Source organism: Pseudomonas sp. PvP025 (assembly GCF_017832155.1).
In the GTDB taxonomy this organism is placed as follows: domain Bacteria; phylum Pseudomonadota; class Gammaproteobacteria; order Pseudomonadales; family Pseudomonadaceae; genus Aquipseudomonas.
Genome location: NZ_JAFIBJ010000001.1, coordinates 5,067,523 through 5,087,019, shown reverse-complemented (window position 1 = coordinate 5,087,019; position 19,497 = coordinate 5,067,523). Strand labels below are relative to the sequence as shown.

Here is a 19,497-nt window from a genome sequence, read left to right as displayed (position 1 = left end):
TGCCAAGATGATGAAGACGACGCTCATCTGCCGCAATTGCGTTTATTTGATTGTGATCAGAGGCAGGCCGGTTTCCGAGTCCAGGCCTTTCTCTTGACTCAATGCGCGAATCATTTCTTCCGACGGTTTTTCGGGTGGTGGCGTTGAGTCCCGTTTTTTCTGCCATTCGAATGTGCCGTCCCAATCCGGTAGCTTCGCTGGAGGCAGGGGGACGATATTGTCGATATCGGGAACGGTGGCACCAAGGGATTCGTAGCGATCCAAAAACTGACTGATTTTTTCGTACCGACGAGCACGTTCTGAATCTTTCGATAATGCGAAGTAATTTAGTCTGTCTTTCGGGTCTGATGTTGAAAACCCCTCACTCAAAAAACTGGCACTGGTGCTATCGCCATTACGAGTGCCAGCCTGAAACCCCTTAATCGCTTCCGGGTAGTCACCTCGGACTTTATAAAAAAGACCGTAATTAAGTGCACTTTTGGCGTGCCCTTGATTCATTGCGCAACGCCTCATGGCAATAACGACAGGTTCTGCGGATTCAATCTCCTCAAGTAATGTTGAAACGTAAAACTGTGCGTCAGGGTTGCCCATATCTGCCGCTCTACGAAAATAGGCATGTGCTCTACTCGCATCTTGCTTGACGCCATAGCCGGCCTCTAAATAATGACCCATGTCATAGTATCCGCCGGGGATGCCCTGGGATATGAGATTTTCGACAATATCGATCACTTCTTTTTCGGGATTTTCGCTTGTGATGAGACCTTGCGATATTAAGGCATGCAAGTTTGTGGCTGCTTTGTAATTACCGTCAGCATAAGCAAGTCGATAAAGTCTGCCAATGCCTGCGTAGTTTTTTTCGCCTGGGCTCGACGCCAGAAATCTACCATAACGATAGAGGCTTAGTGCTCTTTCACTAATAGCCGGCAGGTGAGCATTTTCGTTTATACAAACGAAGACAAGCTTGTTCAAGCTTTGATTAATATCACTTACTGACACGTGCAAATCCCTCTCCTTTTCGCACCCGACGAGATTAACCATTAAAAAAAATAAAATAATAATTCTGACGATCATTGATACTCCCTATAGTACATTTTTTTAGCCCGACTATAATGAGGCGCAGTTTTTGCACCAGAACGTCTTTCTATCTGGTACCTCCAAAGGGTCTGCAATGTGCTGGCTTTGCTCACAACTGAATTCCGAGCATTCTCCTCAGGGCACTGGCAAGACAAGCCTGTATCAGCAGTGATCGTTATTGAGCCCCTTGTAGCGACAGTCCTGTTTGAGGATCGAGACTTTTCTCTTGGCTCAATGCACGTATTATTTTTTCCGATGGCTTTTCTGGAGGTAAAGTTGAATCCCGCTTTTTCTTCCATTCGAATGTGCCGTCCCAGTCTGGTAGTTTGGCAGGAGGCAGCGGGACAATGTTGTCTATTTCCAGGACGGTGGCCCCGAGCGATTCATAAGTGGTTAAAAACTCGTTGATGACTTCGTAGCGCTTTGAGCGCTCAACATCCACCTTTTGCCCTATATAATACAATCGCTTGCTTGGATCGGATGTCAGAAATCCGTTTCGCAGAAATGAAGCGCTTGACGCATTACCAAAACGCACGCCTTCTTGAAATCCGACCAACGCAGAGGCGTAGTCACCAACAGCTCGCATGTAGCCAACGTAATCCAAAGCTGCTTCGGCGTGTCCTTGCTGTAGCGCACACTTTCTCATTTCCAGCGCGACGCCACCTGCTCCCTTAATACTCCCAAGCAGTTTAGAAACATAAAACTGGGCGTCTGGATTACCCATATCTGCAGATTTTCGAAAGTACGCATTTGCACGGCTGCTGTCCTGCTGAACTCCGTAGCCTAACTCGAGGTAATGCGCCATATCGTAGTACCCTCCTGGAATACCATCAGCAATCATTTTCTCTACAATATCTATTGTCTCTTTTTCAGGGTGTTGACTACTTATAAGACCTTGAGAAATAAGCGAGTGTAAATTTGTCGACGCTTTGTAGTTGCCTGCCTCGCTCGACAGCCTGTAATATCTTGCAATCTCAGAGTAATTCTTGGGTCCAGCACTGTGAGCGAGATACGCTCCATAGTTATAGAGCACTTCCGCCTCACGGCTGATCGGAGGGAGAGTTTCAGACTCATGCCGACAAACAAAAGAAATATTTTTATAGGCGCTACTTATTTCGCCTTCCGTTATATGCATTGATTTCTCCTCGTCGCACGCACTCAGATTCAATATAAAAACAATTAATAAAGCTTTGCGAAAAAACATAGTCAGTCCTTGTAGGTGCGCGCAGCGCTGTCTCGTCTAAACTCTGTTAGGGAAGCGATGGGCGATGCTTTTGAACCGTCTATGGCGCCTTGTATAGATGCCTCTCTAATCCAGGCATTTGAGCGCGCTATTTCCGACCATTTATCGAAAGCCTTTCCAACTTGATCCTGCTGACCCTCTCCATTCGTATGAATACCCCACAAATGTTTTCTCAGGGGCTTAGATACAGCCGGATTCTCGATACATATATTTAACTCGCTATCGACCTCCATGCTCCGATTATTTATATTACTAGACCCCAGGGTAGTAAAAACATCATCGATAATCATCAATTTGCTGTGAATATAAACATCAATCCAGTTTCCCGGCTGAGAGTCGGGCGCCACTAGTGTACAGACAAGGACTTTTAGCCCTGAAATATCCTCAACGACTATCGACTTGGAACTTTCCTCAGGCAGTTTGGCCTTCAGCGCTCTGTATTCCTCTTCGGATGTTTGTAGCTCTCGTCTTTGCGCCTCCCAAAGCTTAGTATTGGAAGCGTTATACGAAGTCCCATAAGTACCTTCGATGATAGTAATCTTGCTTCTCGCAGAATCGTAGCGATCCTTGGCTTGCTTAACTTGAGTTTGCAGTTCGTCATTACGCTCCAATCGGGCTACGCTGGGAATAATATCGGGGCGACCTAGTTGCTTTAGCATTCTGTAGGTATTTACTGTACCGTCCCCCATACCCTCTTGTGTAGAGTTGGTGACTACAAATAGATAGATTGGGCCATCAACATCTAAGCGTCGCCCCGCGTTGAACTGAATTCGAACAGCCTCTTTGATTTTTTCAGCCAATGGCGGCCAGCGAAAGTATTGATTTTCTATGTACAGATATTTGGTTACGTTTAAGGGCGTTTGCAGATAAAGCTTCTTTATGTCTCGCACACCTCTCTGCGTCTGCGTTCGCAAGACCTGAGCCAGCATAGGTGGGCCGAAACCGGTACGAACTTTAAGGGCCTTTGCGATAGGTTTTCTCGGTGTTAAAAGATCGACATTCGTCTCCTTCAACCAAGCCTCTGCGAAATTCTGATTCAAATATTCCAACGGCGGCCCGGTAACACGACTGGAAATATCCTGCCGTGGGGTTTGGCCATTACGCCCAAACTGCGCGTGCATCTTCGCAGCGCTATGGTCGTCCTTATCCCAATAGGCATCCAACATATTGTGACCCATGACGAAGCCAACGGCCTCAGTCGGGGTTTCGTAGTCGATCAGCACCATCTTCTGATGGTGTGTTGGAACCGCCGCCATAGAACCCGCCGTAACGGCCTTGTTGTACAATGAACGGCCACTGTCAGCACTCCTCATCGCCACTTGCCAAGCAATCTCCACTCGGTCAATGAGGCCCAAATCACGTGCTACAAACTCAATATTAGTGAAGGCTTCTTTACCTGCGCTGAAAAGCTCGGCCAATAAATTACTGCCACCACGCGAAAGTAGACCAAGGGGCGTTTTGCGTTCTACCCAAGAATGTTTTTGAATTTGTGCACTTGTCGCGCGTTTTTGCCATTCCCAATCAAACTCGCGTTGCTCGTCATTTCTCCCGCCAGACATGAATGATGCGGCATTGCGACCGGGTGTCATATTTTCCGAAAAAGCAGCCGTTACGTGCGCACTGTCTGACCAGCACAAAACGCGCACCTTGACCCCTTGATTCGCTTTTAAACAAAGCAATTGGCCAATACACAAGGTGCTGGTATCTCCCCGTTTGAAATACATCGACGGCTGAAAGCCCCAACAGATGATTTCTACACTGTGCTTAGCAGCCATGATTGCGTCGTACAAAGCACCAAAGGCGCGCTCACCATTGACCAACGGCTCAAACGTGGCAGCTACTGGAGGGTATTCAGTGTTTTCCACGAACCACCGCAAGTTGAGGTTGCATGAGCTGGTCTTGCTGGTCGCGATGGGAGTAGTAATGGGTACACTCATGCTCAAGCCTTCGTATCTGGGGTGGTCAACTGGGTGTAAGACTCTCGGAACTCGCTCCGACTACCCGGAGGGGTAATGTCTGGGTGTGGTTGGCTTTGATGGCGATGTAAACCTTGGTTAGCGAGTTCGGCGTTGCGTGGTTCGCCGACGTAGTCGCCGTTTACTGGAACCTCGTAGCTAGCGCCATTGGCCAGCTCAACCCGGTAGCGACTGGTCGTAACGTGGTGATCCACTGCAATGCTACCTGTCTCGTCCATCACCCCTTGGCCAGCAACGGCCCCGTCTGCGAAGATCTTATAAGGCATGCCCGCCCACGCCTGGTAGCCGGCCGCGTTACTTTGACCGGCAACAAAGCTGAGTTTCTGTGTGACAGAGTCTCTCGGCCATGCGGGGTTGTCGCGGTTGAGTTGGGCAGGACCGCTAAGGAAACTCTGAAAAAGACTTTCAGATTTGGTGAAATAGCCGTCTGATCCGAATACGACGGTTGAGCCCCGATGAAACAGATGTCCTTCGCCGATGCCGAGTACGCCGGCAAACGTAAGCAGACCCGCCGCGAGCGTTTCCTGATCGAGATGGATCAGGTCGTGCCCTGGAAGGGTCTGATTGCCTTGATCGAGCCGTATTATCCGAAAGGCGAAGGTGGTCGTCCGGCGTATCCGTTGATGGCGATGTTGCGAGTTCATCTGATGCAGAACTGGTTCGGCTACAGCGATCCGGCGATGGAAGAAGCGCTGTACGAGACCACTATCCTGCGCCAGTTTTCGGGACTGCATCTGGATCGGATTCCCGATGAAACCACGATCCTCAACTTCCGGCGCTTGTTGGAGAAACATGAATTGGCCGGCGGGATTTTGCAGGTCATCAACGGTTATCTGGGCGACCGTGGCCTGATGTTGCGCCACGGTACGGTGGTCGATGCGACGATCATTCATGCGCCGAGTTCGACCAAGAATAAAGACGGCAAACGCGACCCCGAAATGCATCAGACGAAGAAGGGGAACATGTATTTCTTCGGGATGAAAGCGCATATCGGCGTCGATGCCGAGTCGGGTTTGGTGCATAGCCTGGTGGGCACGGCGGCCAATGTGGCGGACGTGACGCAGGTCGATCAGTTGCTGCATGGCGAGGAATCATACGTATCTGGCGATGCCGGTTACACCGGCGTGGACAAGCGTCCTGAGCATCAGAATCGCAAGATGATCTGGTCGATTGCCGCCCGGCCCAGCAGCTATAAAAAACACGCGAAAAAGAGTTTGATCGGGCGCCTGCGGCGCACAATCGAATATGCGAAAGCACAAGTGCGGGCGAAGGTTGAGCATCCATTCCGAGTGATCAAGCGTCAGTTTGGCTATACGAAAGTGCGCTTTCGCGGCCTGATGAAAAACACCGCGCAACAGGCCACGCTATTTGCCCTGTCGAACCTGTGGATGATGCGAAAACGACTGCTGGTCGCGGGAGAGGTGCGCCTGTAATGCGGGAAAAGCGCCTTGAAAAGGCGTCGCTCAAGGGTGAAACGATGAGTTAAGAACAGGAAAGGTCTGATTTCTGACCAGCCAGCGTTTTTTGAATCTCTACCAACGAGGGCATCAAAAATCGCTGACTACTTCAGACCTTCCCTAAAGGACTTTTTCACTCCCTTGACGTCCACCGTTCCGGGGGCATGGATCTCGATATTGCCGCCTTTAATGCGAATATAGGCTCCTCCGCTTGTCAAAAGAATTTCATCTTGAGCCGCAATCTCTACCGTGCGAGCGGTCGACGTTATGCGCACACTATCTTTGGCGGTTAGTTCGATGCTGTCGGTTTGCGCTTGTATCTCAATTTTTCCTTTAGCGGCGAAGAGTTTTGCACCTGCTGCCTGGGCGAACAAACTTATGCTATGAGCAACACTGGCGAGTAAGGACTGGCTGCTGGCCAGGTTTATATCCGCGCCCGTCGAGATACTTAGCTGTTTACCGCTGTGCAGGTGGGTATTTTCTGGCGTGGAGGTTACGATGTCAGCCGGTGCCGATACGATCAGTAATGGTTTGCGGTAACCAGCAGTCTGGCCGTGACCACCGCTACGAATCGCGGCATCGGTATCACCGCCATTACGGGGGGGCTTTGAGGTGTCGGTGGCTACTTCGCCAGTACTACCGTAATTAAACCGGGTGTCTGCATTTAGTTGGGTAAGGCTATCTACCGCGCCTTTCATGGGTAAGGCGTTATGCTGACTGGCGATATCCGACAAGGTCTTGAACCTTTGCTCTGCGTTGCTTAACTGCTGCTGCGCTTCATCAGTGTCGACCTGTCCGCCTTGAGCCTTGGTTCGTGGCCAAGTGCTTAGATACAGACCTTTTTGCGCGCGTAACGCACCATAGGCATCCGTTCGCAATTCGAAGCCCGCACCACGCATAGCGCCCCGGTTATTACCTTGTTGATCAATCAGGTATCCAAGATTCAACTGGCTATGCTCATGACTGCTGTGGATTTGGGTACGCACTTGGCCCGTAGAGTCATCCATCACCCACTGGTTGTAACCACGTCCGCCGATTTCCTGGCTTTTATAACCGCTCATTAACCCATTCGTATGCCAAGCCGGCTTGTGCCCACCGTAAACTTGGCCCAACACCAGCGGACGGTCGATATCATTATCCAAAAAGGTGATCAGCACCTCCTCTCCACCGCGTGGGACATTAACGCTACCCCAGTCTTGTCCGCTGCTTGCCTGCATCATGCGCAGCCAGCACGAGCCCAGTTCACCATCCTTAACAAGGCGGTCCCAATGAAAGCGCACGCAGATGCGGTTTAGATTATCTGTAAAGACCTCGCGACCTGAGGGGGTTACCACTACGGCTGTCTGAGGTCCTGGGTTTGCTGGTTTGGGATGTTCGAAGGGACTGCGGTAGGGTACATCGAGACGCTGGGCTTCGAAGCGATTCATGTAGAGCGCATTGTTAGTTTGCTGAGCGCAGGGCTGATCCTCAACACTATCGAGAAGGGCTTTCAGGCTTCCTGGCGGGTCTCGGCGCACGGCGCCCACAGGCAGGTTACTCCGGGCAAAGAACTCAACCCCAATGATCAGAAACTGTCGTTCCTGAAGTTGCTTGCGCTCGTACAAAGGGTGTTGGCTCAACTCGAAACCGTAACCGGGTAGCATTTCACGCACGCCGCCCTGCCCATGAATGCGCTTGGCAGCGGACTCGTCCTGCTCAATTTGTACACGGCCCAACCACTCTCCTCGCTCAAGGCTCTGCCAAGCATATTGCCCGCGGTACTGGTAACGCTCCAAAGCAGTGGGTGTCGATGCAGACTCTAATGCCCGCACTTGGGTTATCTGTGTTCGAGCGTGGCTGCGATAATCGTTACTGCTCCATTGCACCAAACCGTTGAGCAACCGTGCGCCGGAACTCCATTGTGTAATGCTGTCCTGGTTGTCGGCAGCTTGCTGTGTGTGGAACCTAAGAGTGGCAGGGTCCATCATTGGTAACGCAACAAGGTTGTCAGTGAACACTATGCAGTGCTTGTCTGGAGAGTGTTCGACATACCAGAATATGCCCTCCTGCTCGCACCACCTTTGCACGAAGTTGGCATCTGACTCGTTGAATTGGGTCACATACGATAACGGCGGGTAATCCTGCGACAACTCAAAGCGGTAAGCATTCTGTGCTTGGGCGTAGTTTTTGAAAACATCGATCAGGATCTCTGGCAGCGCCAGCTCTTGCCAAATACGACAGTCGGTGCGGTATTCCAGCAAGCTGAACCAAGGCGAGAAAACGAGTTGCCAATCTTCTAAGCCACCGTCGCTCCCCAAGTAGCGTACACTTTCGACCCAGCCATGACGTGGACTCAAACTACCGTCGGCAAGTTTAATGCTCAATAGCAGGGCTTGGCCGATAAGTTGATCAGGATTAAATTCGGTCGCTTGACTGATAACATCCACTGTATAGCGAGGTGATCGTCCCAGCCGTTCAACGCCATGGGCTCGTAACGCGAATAGGTCCTGACCTTTTGGCGCGGTCACTTGCAGTAGACGTTCAGTTTGATCCATCGTCGCTCCAAATATAGCGGTGAAGCTTTCCATGATTGAATCCACCTTGAAACTCCTGTTCTAAAATTGATTCAGTGCTTCAGCCAATCAGCCAGCCCTGAGTCAAGTCAGATTGGCGGCGCTCCAGCACCCATGCAGCACTGCCCGGCTCGGCACTGGCCACCAACCAAGCCAAACCAATTTGCACCCACTGTTCCGCAGCGATGCCGATACGACCACTGATGGCATTGAGGCGTACTTGCACTTCCAGATCGAGGTTTGGCAGCGAGCTTTGGGCAAATGCGTATAGCTGCTGCAAACGCTGATCGGCCAGCTCCCCATCACCTATCAGAACGCTCAAACGCGCAGTTTCAATGCCACTGCGCTCGATGAGCAAGCTAAGGATCTGCTGCAACGCTTCGATGTCTTGGCGTGATTGACTGGCGCGCGGAGGGTGTTGCACAAGCTCAGGGGCGTATAGTTTCAGATTATCGTTGCTGTCAGGCCGGTACGCGTTCGACTGCCTTTGTAACAGCACGGCGCTGACAGCTTCGCCCACCATTTCGCCTTCGGCGCAGGCCAGCATTTGTTCATTACATGCCCAACTGTCGAGGCTGAGGCATAGCAGACATTCGGCTCCAGCGCTGTTGGTCAGTATCTGCGGCAACCACTGCGAGGGGGGCTGGCTTTGTACATCGAATCCATATCCAGGTAGCTGGTCACGGGGCCACATGTTTATCGCTTGTGCAAACCAGTCTAAGGGGGTGATCGATGTAGGGGCAAAAAGCACAATTTGGGTAGTTTCCCAGTCTATGCTGGTATAGAACGATTTACTCCATTTAGCGAATACAGTGCTCAGGATTTCCCCCGCACGGCCAGCGCAGTCAACGGCGGGAAATCTGATCCCGGGCGTTTCCAAGCGACGTATTGGGCGACGCAAACCGCGCGCATCGAGTAAGCGCGGGTCATGGTCGAAGTCTGCGCGCATTCGGGCCAATTTATTTGCTGGCAGCGGGGTGTCAAATACTCCACCGGGCAGCCATACCCACGCGTTGAGAATGATCACTCCGTCAGAAGTGTATTCACCAATGGGCACCTGAGCTTTGATCAAGCGCTGCTGCTCAAGTTTGGCCACACGCTGTTCGGATAGGCGATCGTATATATTTCTACGGTACGGTTGCATCTCTATTCCTTTAAAGATCGCAGGTGTCAGTCTGCGTTGCGATCAGGGTTGCTCCACAAGAAATAAGATCGCCTTCGCGCGCTACCGGACGTCCTTCCACCAGTAGAGTTTCGTCACCACTGACAATTGTGCCGATGCCATGAGGGCAGGATACCCGATCGCCAAGCCGTGCTACGGCTAAGCCGTTGATGGTGGTTTCGAGGGAGCCTTCAAGTACGCGGCCTCCGTCTGAGGTCGGATCATTGATCAAGATTAGAGGACGCAAGAGATAACTTCCTTGTTACTAAGTGAACGGGTTCGCGCTCTGTGCGACGGCAATACGTTTAACCAAGCCACGTGCGTGAAGGCGAATACTCGTAGTCAGTCAACGTAAAGTCAACATGAATCATCCAACGTTTCGACAGGGCAAATAGCATGACGGTCACGGCAGCCAATGTGGCGAACGTCATGCAGGTCACCAACCTGCAAATGGCGAAAAAAAACTAATCTGCGCCGACACGGGTTATACGGAGTCTAGAAACGCGAAAAGCAGGTGAGAGGTGAAGCCACTTGCCATGACTGCAGCCGTTTAAACAGTACTGACGACTCTATAGCGGAAAAAATTCCGGCTATTCAAAACATCCTTGAGCAACATCAAGCCAATCCAGCGCTAACAACCAATTTAAAAAATAGCCACCACACGCAAGAACTTTCTTACACCCTAGTCCTAGGATGTTATACGAAAACTCCTCATTGTTTGTTTTGGTATTAATTTCAGTGGCAAGTGCTTTTAAAGCTTAGTCAGTTATTTTTAACTTAAAACAACGGCGTCATGAGCCGTTTTGACTTGGCGAGTCATCGGCACGCTGGTAGGTACGCTGTTTTTAATGCCGTCGGCGTACACCCTGTGTTCCAAGGCGAATAAACCGGCGATTGACTGGAAACTGTTCGAACAATCGGCCCGACCAGTGAACAAAAACGGGCGCCCCCCCAGGGACGCCCGTTTTTTTCTCAGAACCAACAGTCAGAGATGCGACTCTGCGTATTCAGCCAGAATCGAGCGTGGTACCCCTTGCAGCGCAATGTGCACGCCGTTCGGGAAGTCCTTGAAGCGTTCCGTCAGGTAAGTCAGCCCGGAGCTGGTCGCGGACAGGTAAGGGGTGTCGATCTGCGCCAGGTTGCCCAGGCACACCACTTTGGAACCGGCGCCGGCACGGGTGATGATGGTTTTCATCTGGTGCGGCGTGAGGTTCTGGCATTCATCGATCAGGATCAGGCTCTGCTGGAAGCTGCGACCTCGAATGTAATTGAGGGATTTGAACTGCAACGGCACTTTGCTGAGGATGTAGTCGACGCTGCCATGGGTGTTTTCATCATCCATGTGCAAGGCTTCGAGGTTGTCGGTGATCGCCCCCAGCCACGGCTCCATTTTCTCCGCCTCGGTGCCGGGCAAAAAGCCGATCTCCTGGTCCAGGCCCTGCACACTGCGGGTCGCGATAATGCGGCGATAGCGCTTGGTGACCATGGTCTGCTCGATGGCGGCCGCCAGGGCGAGGATGGTTTTCCCCGAGCCTGCGGCGCCGGTCAGGTTGACCAGGTGAATGTCCGGGTCGAGCAACGCATACAGCGCCAGGCTCTGGTAGATGTCACGCGGTTTCAGGCCCCAGGCTTCCTGGTGCAACAGGGGCTCCTGATGCAGGTCGAGGATCAGCAGCTTGTCGACCTGGATCTCTTTGATCCAGCCTACAAAACCCTGTTCGTCGATGATGAACTCGTTGATGTGCACGGATGGCAGATTGTCGATCAACTGCACCTGGTGCCAGGTGCGGCCATGGTCCTGACGGGTCTCGACCTTGGCCACCAGGTCCCAGAACGAGCCCGGCACCGTGTGATACCCGCGCGAGAGCATCGACACGTCGTCGACCAGTTGGTCGGTGCTGTAATCCTCGGCCGCGATCCCGCAGGCGCGGGCCTTGAGGCGCATGTTGATGTCTTTGGTCACCAGCACCAGGCGCAGGTCCTTGTCGCGCGCGTGCAGGTCGATCAATTGGTTGATGATCTTGTTGTCGTTGAGGTTTTCCGGCAGCAGGCTGTTGGGCTCGCCGCGCTTGCTCATCAGGATCGACAGCAGGCCCTTGGGTCCGCTTTTGCCACGCTGGATCGGCACGCCTACTTCAACGTCTTCGGGCGAAGCCTCGCCCAGCGTCTTGTCGATCAAGCGAATGGCCTGGCGGCATTCGGCGGCCACGCTGTGGTGCCCGCTTTTGAGTTTGTCGAGTTCCTCAAGCACGATCATGGGGATGGCAACGTGGTGTTCTTCGAAGTTGAGCAGTGCGTTTGGATCGTGGATCAATACGTTGGTATCAAGCACATAAAGGATTGGCTGGTCGGAAGAAGGGTTACGTCCATGATCATCCATACTCGGTCACCTTTGTGGGAGCCATTCGACGCAATACCTGAGCGGTGCTGCGCCTCGATTCGACCACCGCGCACACCTGAGTGACGTCAAGTGCATTGCCCACAGGAGGAGTCTTGGAAGACGCCACCTGTGTTGCAGGGTTCGGCGGTCTGACTTCGTAATACCGCAAAACCCATGACAGAAAAAAGCACTTTGACGCTTTTTTGAAGTTTATTTTTCAGGATGACGAATAGCACTAGCCGAGTGCCATCTACCCCGCTAAAGTCGGAAGTCCGCCTGCCTTGAAATACTTCGAAAATTCACCGCAAAAACGCCTCATACCCAACAGGGCCGGGCACTTGCGCTTTTCAGCGAAACGCCTCCCGACAGTCCTGCCATCCCAGCCCGCTCTGCGCCGTTTCATGCAACAACATCGGCAATGCCAACCGCGCCCGGTCCTGGGTGTCGTGGAATACGATCACGCCTTTGCGCCATAACAGCATCAGAGTGAGCACCCGCTGCGCCGACTCATCGGCCTTGAGTTTGCCCGGCTCGTCCTGGGAGTCGATATCCCACAACGCCACCTGCAAGCCCTGGGACTGGAAAAAGCCCTGGCTGTCGGCACGGCGCTGCCCATACGGCGGCCGGAACTGCGGCACATAGTTTTCCGGCATCAGGTTCTGCGCCAGCGCGGCGCTGCGGGTGATGGAGCTTTGCCAGTCGACCCAGTGACTGTGGGAACGGTACTGCCAACCCTGAGTCCCCACACACTGCCCCTGATACAACGCCTGCACGTCACTGGCCGAACTGCGCTCCACACGGGTTTGCAGGCTGCTGCCGAGCACGAAGAAGGTCGCGTTCATTTTCTGTTTGCGCAGGTAATCGGTGAGCCAGTCGGTATTGCCGCCGACCGCTGCCGGGCCGCCGTCGAAGGTGAGCAGGAACAGGCGGTCATTGAATTCGTCGCCGTTGCGTTCATGGTCGCCGAAGCGCGCAACTTCGCTGCTGATCTGCGGGAACAGGGCCGCCTTGCGCAGTAATTCGTCCAGGTAGCGCTCATGGAAGGCATGGCTCGGTGCGGCCCAGCCTATATAGAAGGAGTCTTCGCTGAGCTGCAGCTTGCCGGCCTGCTCGCGCAGGTCGTCCATGCTCTCCACCAGGTAACAGAACGAGGCATCTTCCTCGCAGCTCTGCTGGGCGAAGGTGTAGTTGGCCAGCAGGCGTTTCCACAGTTGGCGGCGCAGATCGTCGATGGCGGCCAGGTTGATGATCTTCAAGCCCAGGCGCTGTTTGAGCGCGGGTTCATCGAGGGACTCGCTGGCCAACAGGCTGCGGGAGAACATCAGGATTTCGGCGCGTGAAGCTACGTCGAACAGCGCCGGGCTGCCGAGCTTTTCGGGCCAGGTGCCGCGGTCCAGGCTGGCGACGTCAGCGGGGGCGGCTTGGGCGTTCAGGCATAGCAGATATGCAGATAATAAGAGTGCTAATCGCACAGGGGGACTCCCTTCCGGAATTGTTGGGCACTATAGCTGATCGACTCGTGGGATTGGGGTGAGTGCCCACCACTCGGTGCCTCGCTTAGGCTCGGCATGCCCAAACGCAGTCTTGACGGGGCGCTTGAGATCAAGCTCAAAAGCCAGAGCCAAGCAGATCAAAAGCAGTGTGATATCCATTAGACAAATGAAGATCCAAATGTGGGAGGGGCTTGCTCCCGATGAGGGTGGGTCAGTCAGCTTATTGGTAGCTGACCCACTGCTATCGGGAGCAAGCCCCCTCCCACATTTTGCACAGCGCTCGGCAAACCATTCCGGTCGGCTATTGGGCGCGCCGCAAGGGCGGAACCCCTATCAGCCATTACCGCAGCAACGGATATACCCCCAATCCCCGCAACCCCCTACAATCCCCCAACGACTAAAGGAGCCAACCCATGCTGACGGTCATTTCCCCCGCCAAAACCCTAGACTTCGAATCCCCCCCGGCTACCCAGCGATTCACCCAACCGCAATACCTCGACCACTCCCAGGAACTGATCGAACAACTGCGCCAACTGACCCCAGCGCAAATCAGCGAGTTGATGCACGTTTCCGACAAGATCGGCGGCCTCAACGCCGCGCGCTTCGGCAGCTGGACGCCCTCCTTCACCCCCGAAAACGCCAAGCAGGCGCTGCTCGCGTTCAAGGGCGACGTCTACACCGGCCTCAACGCCGACACCCTCAGCGACGACGATTTCAGCTACGCCCAGGACCACCTGCGCATGCTCTCGGGCCTCTACGGCCTGCTGCGCCCGCTCGACCTGATGATGCCGTACCGCCTGGAAATGGGCACCAAACTCGCCAACGCCCGTGGCAAGGACCTGTACGCCTTCTGGGGCACGCGCATCAGCGAATGGCTCAACGAAGCGCTGGCCGCACAAGGCGATGACGTGCTGCTCAACCTGGCTTCCAACGAATACTTCTCGGCGGTCAAGCGTCCGGCCCTGAAGGCGCGGATCATCAACACCGAGTTCAAGGACCTGAAGAACGGCCAGTACAAGATCATCAGCTTCTACGCGAAAAAAGCCCGGGGCATGATGAGCCGCTTTGTCATCGAAGAACGCATCAACGATCCGGCCAGGCTCAAGGAGTTTGACGTGCAGGGCTATCGCTTCAATGCAGAGCAGTCCAAACCGGACAAGCTGGTGTTCCTGCGCGATCACGCACCGCAATAGCGCCTGATCGATACTGACATCCAAAGGTGGGAGCACGCAGCCTCCCACCTTTCTACCTGCCTCTCACGCCACGAAATGGCGTTTTATTGGCGTCAAAAAAAATTCACATGAAATCCTGAAAAATCTTTCACTCGACATTCGGCGATTTTTTTCGTAGTGGCACCACTTTTCCAAAACACTAGTGGCACAAAACTATCTTTGCGCACCATGTCCCCATGACTACTGGCTTAAATAGCAAGTGCTATCAATATAATACCAGTGCCATCTTTTCTAATATTTCAAGAAATTTCCAGAAACAGGATGAGCGGCCAGGAACTTCACCTCAAAGCACTGCTCATACCACCGGTAACGAAATTCTATGTTTCTGTAGGAGATGACTTACATGGCAGACCAACGGAAGTAGCGAAGTTGTCACATCAACTTTCGCTCAGGGGTCACAACACCAACCCACTAGTTAAGAGCGGCGATAAGGATGCATTGCCACACACTATAAGGCCAAGGCCGAGCTTCCCCTGATGGGTCAGTGAGACTACCCAAGCTATTGATAATTAAAGGCTTATAGCCACTATCAAGGCTTTGCGGCACTGGCGCCACGTCCTTCTCCCAGGAAGGCTGGCTGCATTTGAGGGCAGGCCCCAATAATAAGGCCACGTTGCGCACAACTTGAGTGCAATCGTTAGTCACTCGTTATTCAACATGCCTGCATGCGGCAAGTCGGCGTCTATTCGCCTAACTTTCGCGGCATTAATGACGCTTGCAAACATGAACTCCGGCCATCTAATGGCACTGATTTAAATACAGAGGTAATTGCGATGCGCATCAGCATATTTGGTTTGGGTTACGTTGGCGCAGTCTGTGCCGGTTGCCTGTCTGCCCGTGGCCACGATGTGGTTGGCGTAGACATTTCCAAGGACAAGATCGACCTGATCAACGCTGGCAAATCGCCTATCGTTGAACCCGGTCTGGGCGAGCTGTTGAGCCAGGGTATCGAAACCGGCCGACTGCGTGGCACTACCGACTTCGCCGAAGCGATTCGTGACACCGACCTGTCGATGATCTGCGTCGGTACGCCAAGCAAGAAGAACGGCGACCTGGAACTGGACTACATCGAAGCCGTGTGCCGCGAAATCGGTTTTGTGCTGCGTGACAAGGCCACCCGTCATACCGTGGTAGTGCGCAGCACCGTGCTGCCAGGCACCGTGGCCAACGTGGTCATCCCGATTCTCGAAGACTGCTCGGGCAAAAAGGCCGGCGTCGACTTCGGCGTCGCGGTCAACCCGGAATTCCTGCGTGAATCCACTGCCATCGCCGACTACGACCTGCCGCCGATGACCGTTATCGGCGAGTTCGACAAAGCCTCCGGCGACGTCCTGCAGTCGCTGTACGAAGAACTCGACGCACCGATCATCCGCAAGGACATCGCCGTTGCCGAGATGATCAAGTACACCTGCAACGTGTGGCACGCCACCAAAGTGACCTTCGCCAACGAGATCGGCAACATTGCCAAGGCCGTCGGCGTCGACGGTCGCGAAGTGATGGAAGTGGTCTGCCAGGACAAGACCCTCAACCTGTCCCAGTACTACATGCGCCCTGGCTTCGCGTTCGGCGGCTCGTGCCTGCCAAAGGACGTGCGCGCCCTGACCTACCGCGCAGGTTCGCTGGATGTGGAAGCGCCGCTGCTCAACTCGCTGATGCGCAGCAACGAGTCCCAGGTGCAGAACGCCTTCGACATCGTCTCCAGCCACGACAAGCGCAAAATCGCCCTGCTGGGCCTGAGCTTCAAGGCCGGCACCGATGACCTGCGCGAAAGCCCGCTGGTGGAACTGGCCGAAATGCTGATCGGCAAGGGCTATGACCTGAGCATCTACGACAGCAACGTCGAGTACGCCCGTGTCCACGGCGCAAACAAGGACTACATCGAGGGCAAGATCCCCCACGTGTCGTCCCTGCTCAACGCCGACTTCGACGATGTGATCAACAACTCCGACGTGATCATCCTCGGCAACCGTGACGAGAAATTCCGCGCCCTGGCGCATAACGCACCGCACGGCAAGCAAGTGGTCGACCTGGTGGGCTTCATGTCCAAGGCCACCAGCGTCAGCGGCCGCACCGAAGGCATTTGCTGGTAACAGCAACGGCGAGTTTCAAGCTGCAGGCGCACTCGGCGCCTGCGGCTTGAAGCCTTCTTCACCTTCGGATGACGCTTATGTCCAAGTTAAAACATGTACTCCTGCAATCGGCTGGCTGGCTGTTCTTTCTCAGCCTGCTGATGGGACTCGCCCTGCTGCTGCCGGCGAGCACGTTCGACTCCGAGTCGAAGAATTTTATTTTCCTGATTGGCGCCGTGGGTATCTGGCGCTATTCGATGGGTGCGACGCATTTCTTTCGCGGCATGCTGTTCCTGTACGTGGTGTACCCGCACCTGCGCCGCAAAGTGCGCAAGCTGGGCAAGGCTGCCGACCCGTCCCATGTGTTTCTCATGGTCACCAGTTTTCGTATCGATGCGCTGACCACCGCGCAGGTCTACAGCTCGGTGATCCGCGAAGCCATCGAATGCGGCTTCCCCACCACCGTGGTCTGCTCGCTGGTGGAAATGTCCGATGAGCTGCTGGTGAAAAGCCTGTGGGAGAAGATGAACCCACCCGAGCACGTGAAGCTCGACTTCGTGCGCATCGCCGGCACCGGCAAGCGTGACGGCCTGGCCTTTGGTTTTCGCGCCATCTCCCGCCACCTGCCGGATGACCGCGCCGTGGTAGCCGTGATCGATGGCGACACCGTGCTGGCCGAAGGCGTGGTGCGCAAGACCGTGCCGTGGTTCCAGCTGTTCGGCAACGTCGGCGGCCTGACCACCAACGAGTTCTGCGAAGTGCGCGGCGGCTACATCATGAGCGAGTGGCACAAGCTGCGCTTCGCCCAGCGCCACATCAACATGTGCTCCATGGCCCTGTCCAAGCGCGTGCTGACCATGACCGGACGCATGTCAGTGTTCCGTGCCAGCGTGGTCACCGACCCGGGCTTTATCGCCGACGTGGAAAGCGACTCGCTGCAACACTGGCGCCTGGGCCGCTTCAAGTTCCTCACCGGTGATGACAAGTCCAGCTGGTTCAGCCTGATGCGCCTGGGCTACGACACCTTCTACGTGCCGGACGCCGCGATCAACACCGTGGAACACCCGCCGGAAAAGAGCTTTATCAAGGCCAGCCGCAAGCTGATGTTCCGCTGGTATGGCAACAACCTGCGCCAGAACTCCCGTGCCCTGGGCCTGGGTGTGCGTCGGTTGGGCGTGTTCACCAGCATCGTGCTGTTCGACCAGCGCGTGTCGATGTGGACCTCCCTGCTCGGCCTGACCGTGGCGATCATTGCCACTTTCAAGTACGGCGGCGCCTTCATCCTCGCGTACCTGCTGTGGATCGGCATCACCCGCCTGATTCTGACCCTGCTGCTGTCGTGCTCCGGTCACACCATCGGCCCGGCTTACCCGGTCATTCTCTATTACAACCAGATCATGGGCGCGCTGGTGAAGATCTACGTGTTCTTCCGCCTTGATCAACAGTCCTGGACCCGCCAGGACACCAAACTGACCCGCGATTTGGCCAGCTTTCAACGTTGGTTCAACACCTGGTCGTCTCGGACCATGACCTTCTCCGCCGGCAGCATTTTCGTCGCCGTGCTCTTGATGATGGTCTGACCCTGCCAAGCCTGAATTAACCTAGGAATTACACCGATGAATAGCCAAGTAAACGCCAACGTTGTCCACGAGTCCGAAGCCCAGCGCCAACATGCCCGGGTCAAAATCCCGGCCAAGCTGCGCTTTTTCAACACCGACCGCACCCAGACCGAAGCACGGGTGATCGACCTGTCCGCCGGCGGCCTGGCGTTCACCGCCACCCAGCCGTTGACCGTGGGTGAAGTGCACAAGGGCCGCCTGCAATTTGTGATCGATAACCTCGGCCTGGCGATGGACGTGGAGCTGCAGATCCGCTCCTACGACCGCCAGACCGGCCGCACCGGTTGCCAGTTCCAGAACCTCGACGCCCAGGATATTTCCACCCTGCGCCACTTGATCACCTCGCACCTGTCCGGCGACATCGTGACCATGGGCGACGTGCTCGCCACCCTGCAGCGTGACAACTTCACCAAGGCGCGCAAGGTCAAGGACGGCGGCAGCGGCATGACCGCGTTCGGTCGCCTGCGCGCCGTGGTGTTCAGCGCCGGTATCTTCATCGTCGGCCTGGCCGCGTTCGGGTTTGTCTTCAAATCGGTGTACGGCATGTACTTTGTCAGCCACGCCCAGGCCGGCCTGGTCAGCGTGCCCGGCATGAACGTGACCATGCCGCGCGACGGCACCGTGCAGAGCCTGCTCAAAGGTGACGCGATTGCCGCCAAAGGCGCACCGCTGGCCACCTTCAGCACCAGCATGCTCGACGTCCTCAAGGGACATCTGGACGAAGACCAGCTGCAACCGGCCAAGGTTGAAGAGCTGTTCGGCAAGCAAATGACCGGCACCCTGACCTCGCCGTGCGATTGCGTGGTTGCCCAGCAAATGGTCGCCGACGGCCAATACGCCAGCAAAGGCGATGTGATCTTCCAACTGGTGCCACGCGGCGCCCAGGCCAACGTCGAAGCGCGCTTCACCTATCGCCAGTTCGGCGACGTGCGCCCAGGCACGCCGGTGAGTTTCCAGGTGGCCGATGAAGAACAGGTGCGTACCGGCACCATCGTCAGCAGCACCAGCCTGAACAGCGCCGACCTGTCCTCCGACATCCGCGTGCAGATCAAGCCCGATGCACCGCTGGACAGCGCCTACGCCGGCCGCCCGGTGGAAGTCACCAGCGACCGTGGCCCGTCGCTGAACTGGCTGATCGACAAAGCCATGGCTCACGGTCTGTAAGCGAGGACATGCCTGTGAAGCCTATTTCAAGCACAACACAATCGCTGTGGGAGCGGGCTTGCTCGCGATGGGATCA

The 19,497-nt window shown here is 54.9% G+C and carries 13 protein-coding genes; 5 read left to right on the top strand and 8 right to left on the bottom strand.

Translation table 11 applies throughout. From position 1 onward, the window contains the following. Nucleotides 1–42: 42 nt before the first annotated feature. From JOE32_RS22115 to JOE32_RS22105, 3 genes are all read right to left on the bottom strand, one after another. Nucleotides 43–1,071, bottom strand: a complete 1,029-nt coding sequence (locus JOE32_RS22115; RefSeq protein WP_209988901.1) for a sel1 repeat family protein — start codon at nucleotides 1,069–1,071, stop codon at nucleotides 43–45. 178 nt (nucleotides 1,072–1,249) lie between these two features. Beyond that, nucleotides 1,250–2,278, bottom strand: a complete 1,029-nt coding sequence (locus JOE32_RS22110; protein ID WP_209988898.1) for a DUF6396 domain-containing protein — start codon at nucleotides 2,276–2,278, stop codon at nucleotides 1,250–1,252. Nucleotides 2,279–2,280: 2 nt separating this feature from the next. After that, nucleotides 2,281–4,254, bottom strand: coding sequence for a phosphatidylserine/phosphatidylglycerophosphate/cardiolipin synthase family protein (locus tag JOE32_RS22105; protein ID WP_209988895.1), 1,974 nt, complete (start codon nucleotides 4,252–4,254; stop codon nucleotides 2,281–2,283). Nucleotides 4,255–4,748: 494 nt separating this feature from the next. Between JOE32_RS22105 and JOE32_RS22100 the strand changes: the two genes are divergently transcribed. Next, on the top strand, nucleotides 4,749–5,726 hold the full coding sequence (locus JOE32_RS22100; RefSeq protein WP_209981727.1) for an IS5 family transposase: 978 nt from the start codon (nucleotides 4,749–4,751) through the stop codon (nucleotides 5,724–5,726). A 128-nt stretch (nucleotides 5,727–5,854) separates the two neighbouring features. On the opposite strand, the gene JOE32_RS22095 is transcribed toward JOE32_RS22100, so the two are convergent. From JOE32_RS22095 to JOE32_RS22075, 5 genes are all read right to left on the bottom strand, one after another. Continuing rightward, nucleotides 5,855–8,317: a type VI secretion system Vgr family protein gene (locus JOE32_RS22095; RefSeq protein WP_209988892.1), complete on the bottom strand. Its 2,463-nt coding sequence runs from the start codon at nucleotides 8,315–8,317 to the stop codon at nucleotides 5,855–5,857. A 46-nt stretch (nucleotides 8,318–8,363) separates the two neighbouring features. After that, nucleotides 8,364–9,446 carry a hypothetical protein gene (locus tag JOE32_RS22090; protein ID WP_209988889.1) on the bottom strand — a complete coding sequence of 361 codons (1,083 nt, stop codon included), beginning with the start codon at nucleotides 9,444–9,446 and terminating at the stop codon, nucleotides 8,364–8,366. Nucleotides 9,447–9,456: 10 nt separating this feature from the next. Next, nucleotides 9,457–9,696: a PAAR domain-containing protein gene (locus tag JOE32_RS22085; protein ID WP_245229384.1), complete on the bottom strand. Its 240-nt coding sequence runs from the start codon at nucleotides 9,694–9,696 to the stop codon at nucleotides 9,457–9,459. Between the two features lie 753 nt (nucleotides 9,697–10,449). Continuing rightward, a complete protein-coding gene (locus JOE32_RS22080; protein ID WP_209988883.1) occupies nucleotides 10,450–11,844 on the bottom strand; it encodes a PhoH family protein in 1,395 nt (464 codons plus the stop codon). Nucleotides 11,845–12,191: 347 nt separating this feature from the next. After that, nucleotides 12,192–13,316 (bottom strand): polysaccharide deacetylase family protein, encoded by a 1,125-nt coding sequence (locus tag JOE32_RS22075; protein WP_209988879.1) that lies wholly within the window; start codon nucleotides 13,314–13,316, stop codon nucleotides 12,192–12,194. A gap of 434 nt (nucleotides 13,317–13,750) precedes the next feature. Between JOE32_RS22075 and yaaA the strand changes: the two genes are divergently transcribed. The 4 genes from yaaA to JOE32_RS22055 all read left to right on the top strand — a co-directional run bounded on the left by yaaA (nucleotide 13,751) and on the right by JOE32_RS22055 (nucleotide 19,421). After that, the gene (gene yaaA, locus JOE32_RS22070) at nucleotides 13,751–14,530 is read left to right on the top strand and encodes a peroxide stress protein YaaA (protein ID WP_209988876.1); all 780 of its coding nucleotides are present in this window, start codon (nucleotides 13,751–13,753) and stop codon (nucleotides 14,528–14,530) included. A gap of 812 nt (nucleotides 14,531–15,342) precedes the next feature. Then, nucleotides 15,343–16,659 (top strand): nucleotide sugar dehydrogenase, encoded by a 1,317-nt coding sequence (locus tag JOE32_RS22065; RefSeq protein ID WP_209988873.1) that lies wholly within the window; start codon nucleotides 15,343–15,345, stop codon nucleotides 16,657–16,659. 77 nt (nucleotides 16,660–16,736) lie between these two features. Beyond that, nucleotides 16,737–18,218: a mannuronan synthase gene (alg8, locus tag JOE32_RS22060; RefSeq protein ID WP_209988870.1), complete on the top strand. Its 1,482-nt coding sequence runs from the start codon at nucleotides 16,737–16,739 to the stop codon at nucleotides 18,216–18,218. 36 nt (nucleotides 18,219–18,254) lie between these two features. Then, nucleotides 18,255–19,421 (top strand): alginate biosynthesis protein Alg44, encoded by a 1,167-nt coding sequence (locus tag JOE32_RS22055; protein ID WP_209988867.1) that lies wholly within the window; start codon nucleotides 18,255–18,257, stop codon nucleotides 19,419–19,421. The last annotated feature ends 76 nt before the right edge of the window (nucleotides 19,422–19,497 follow it).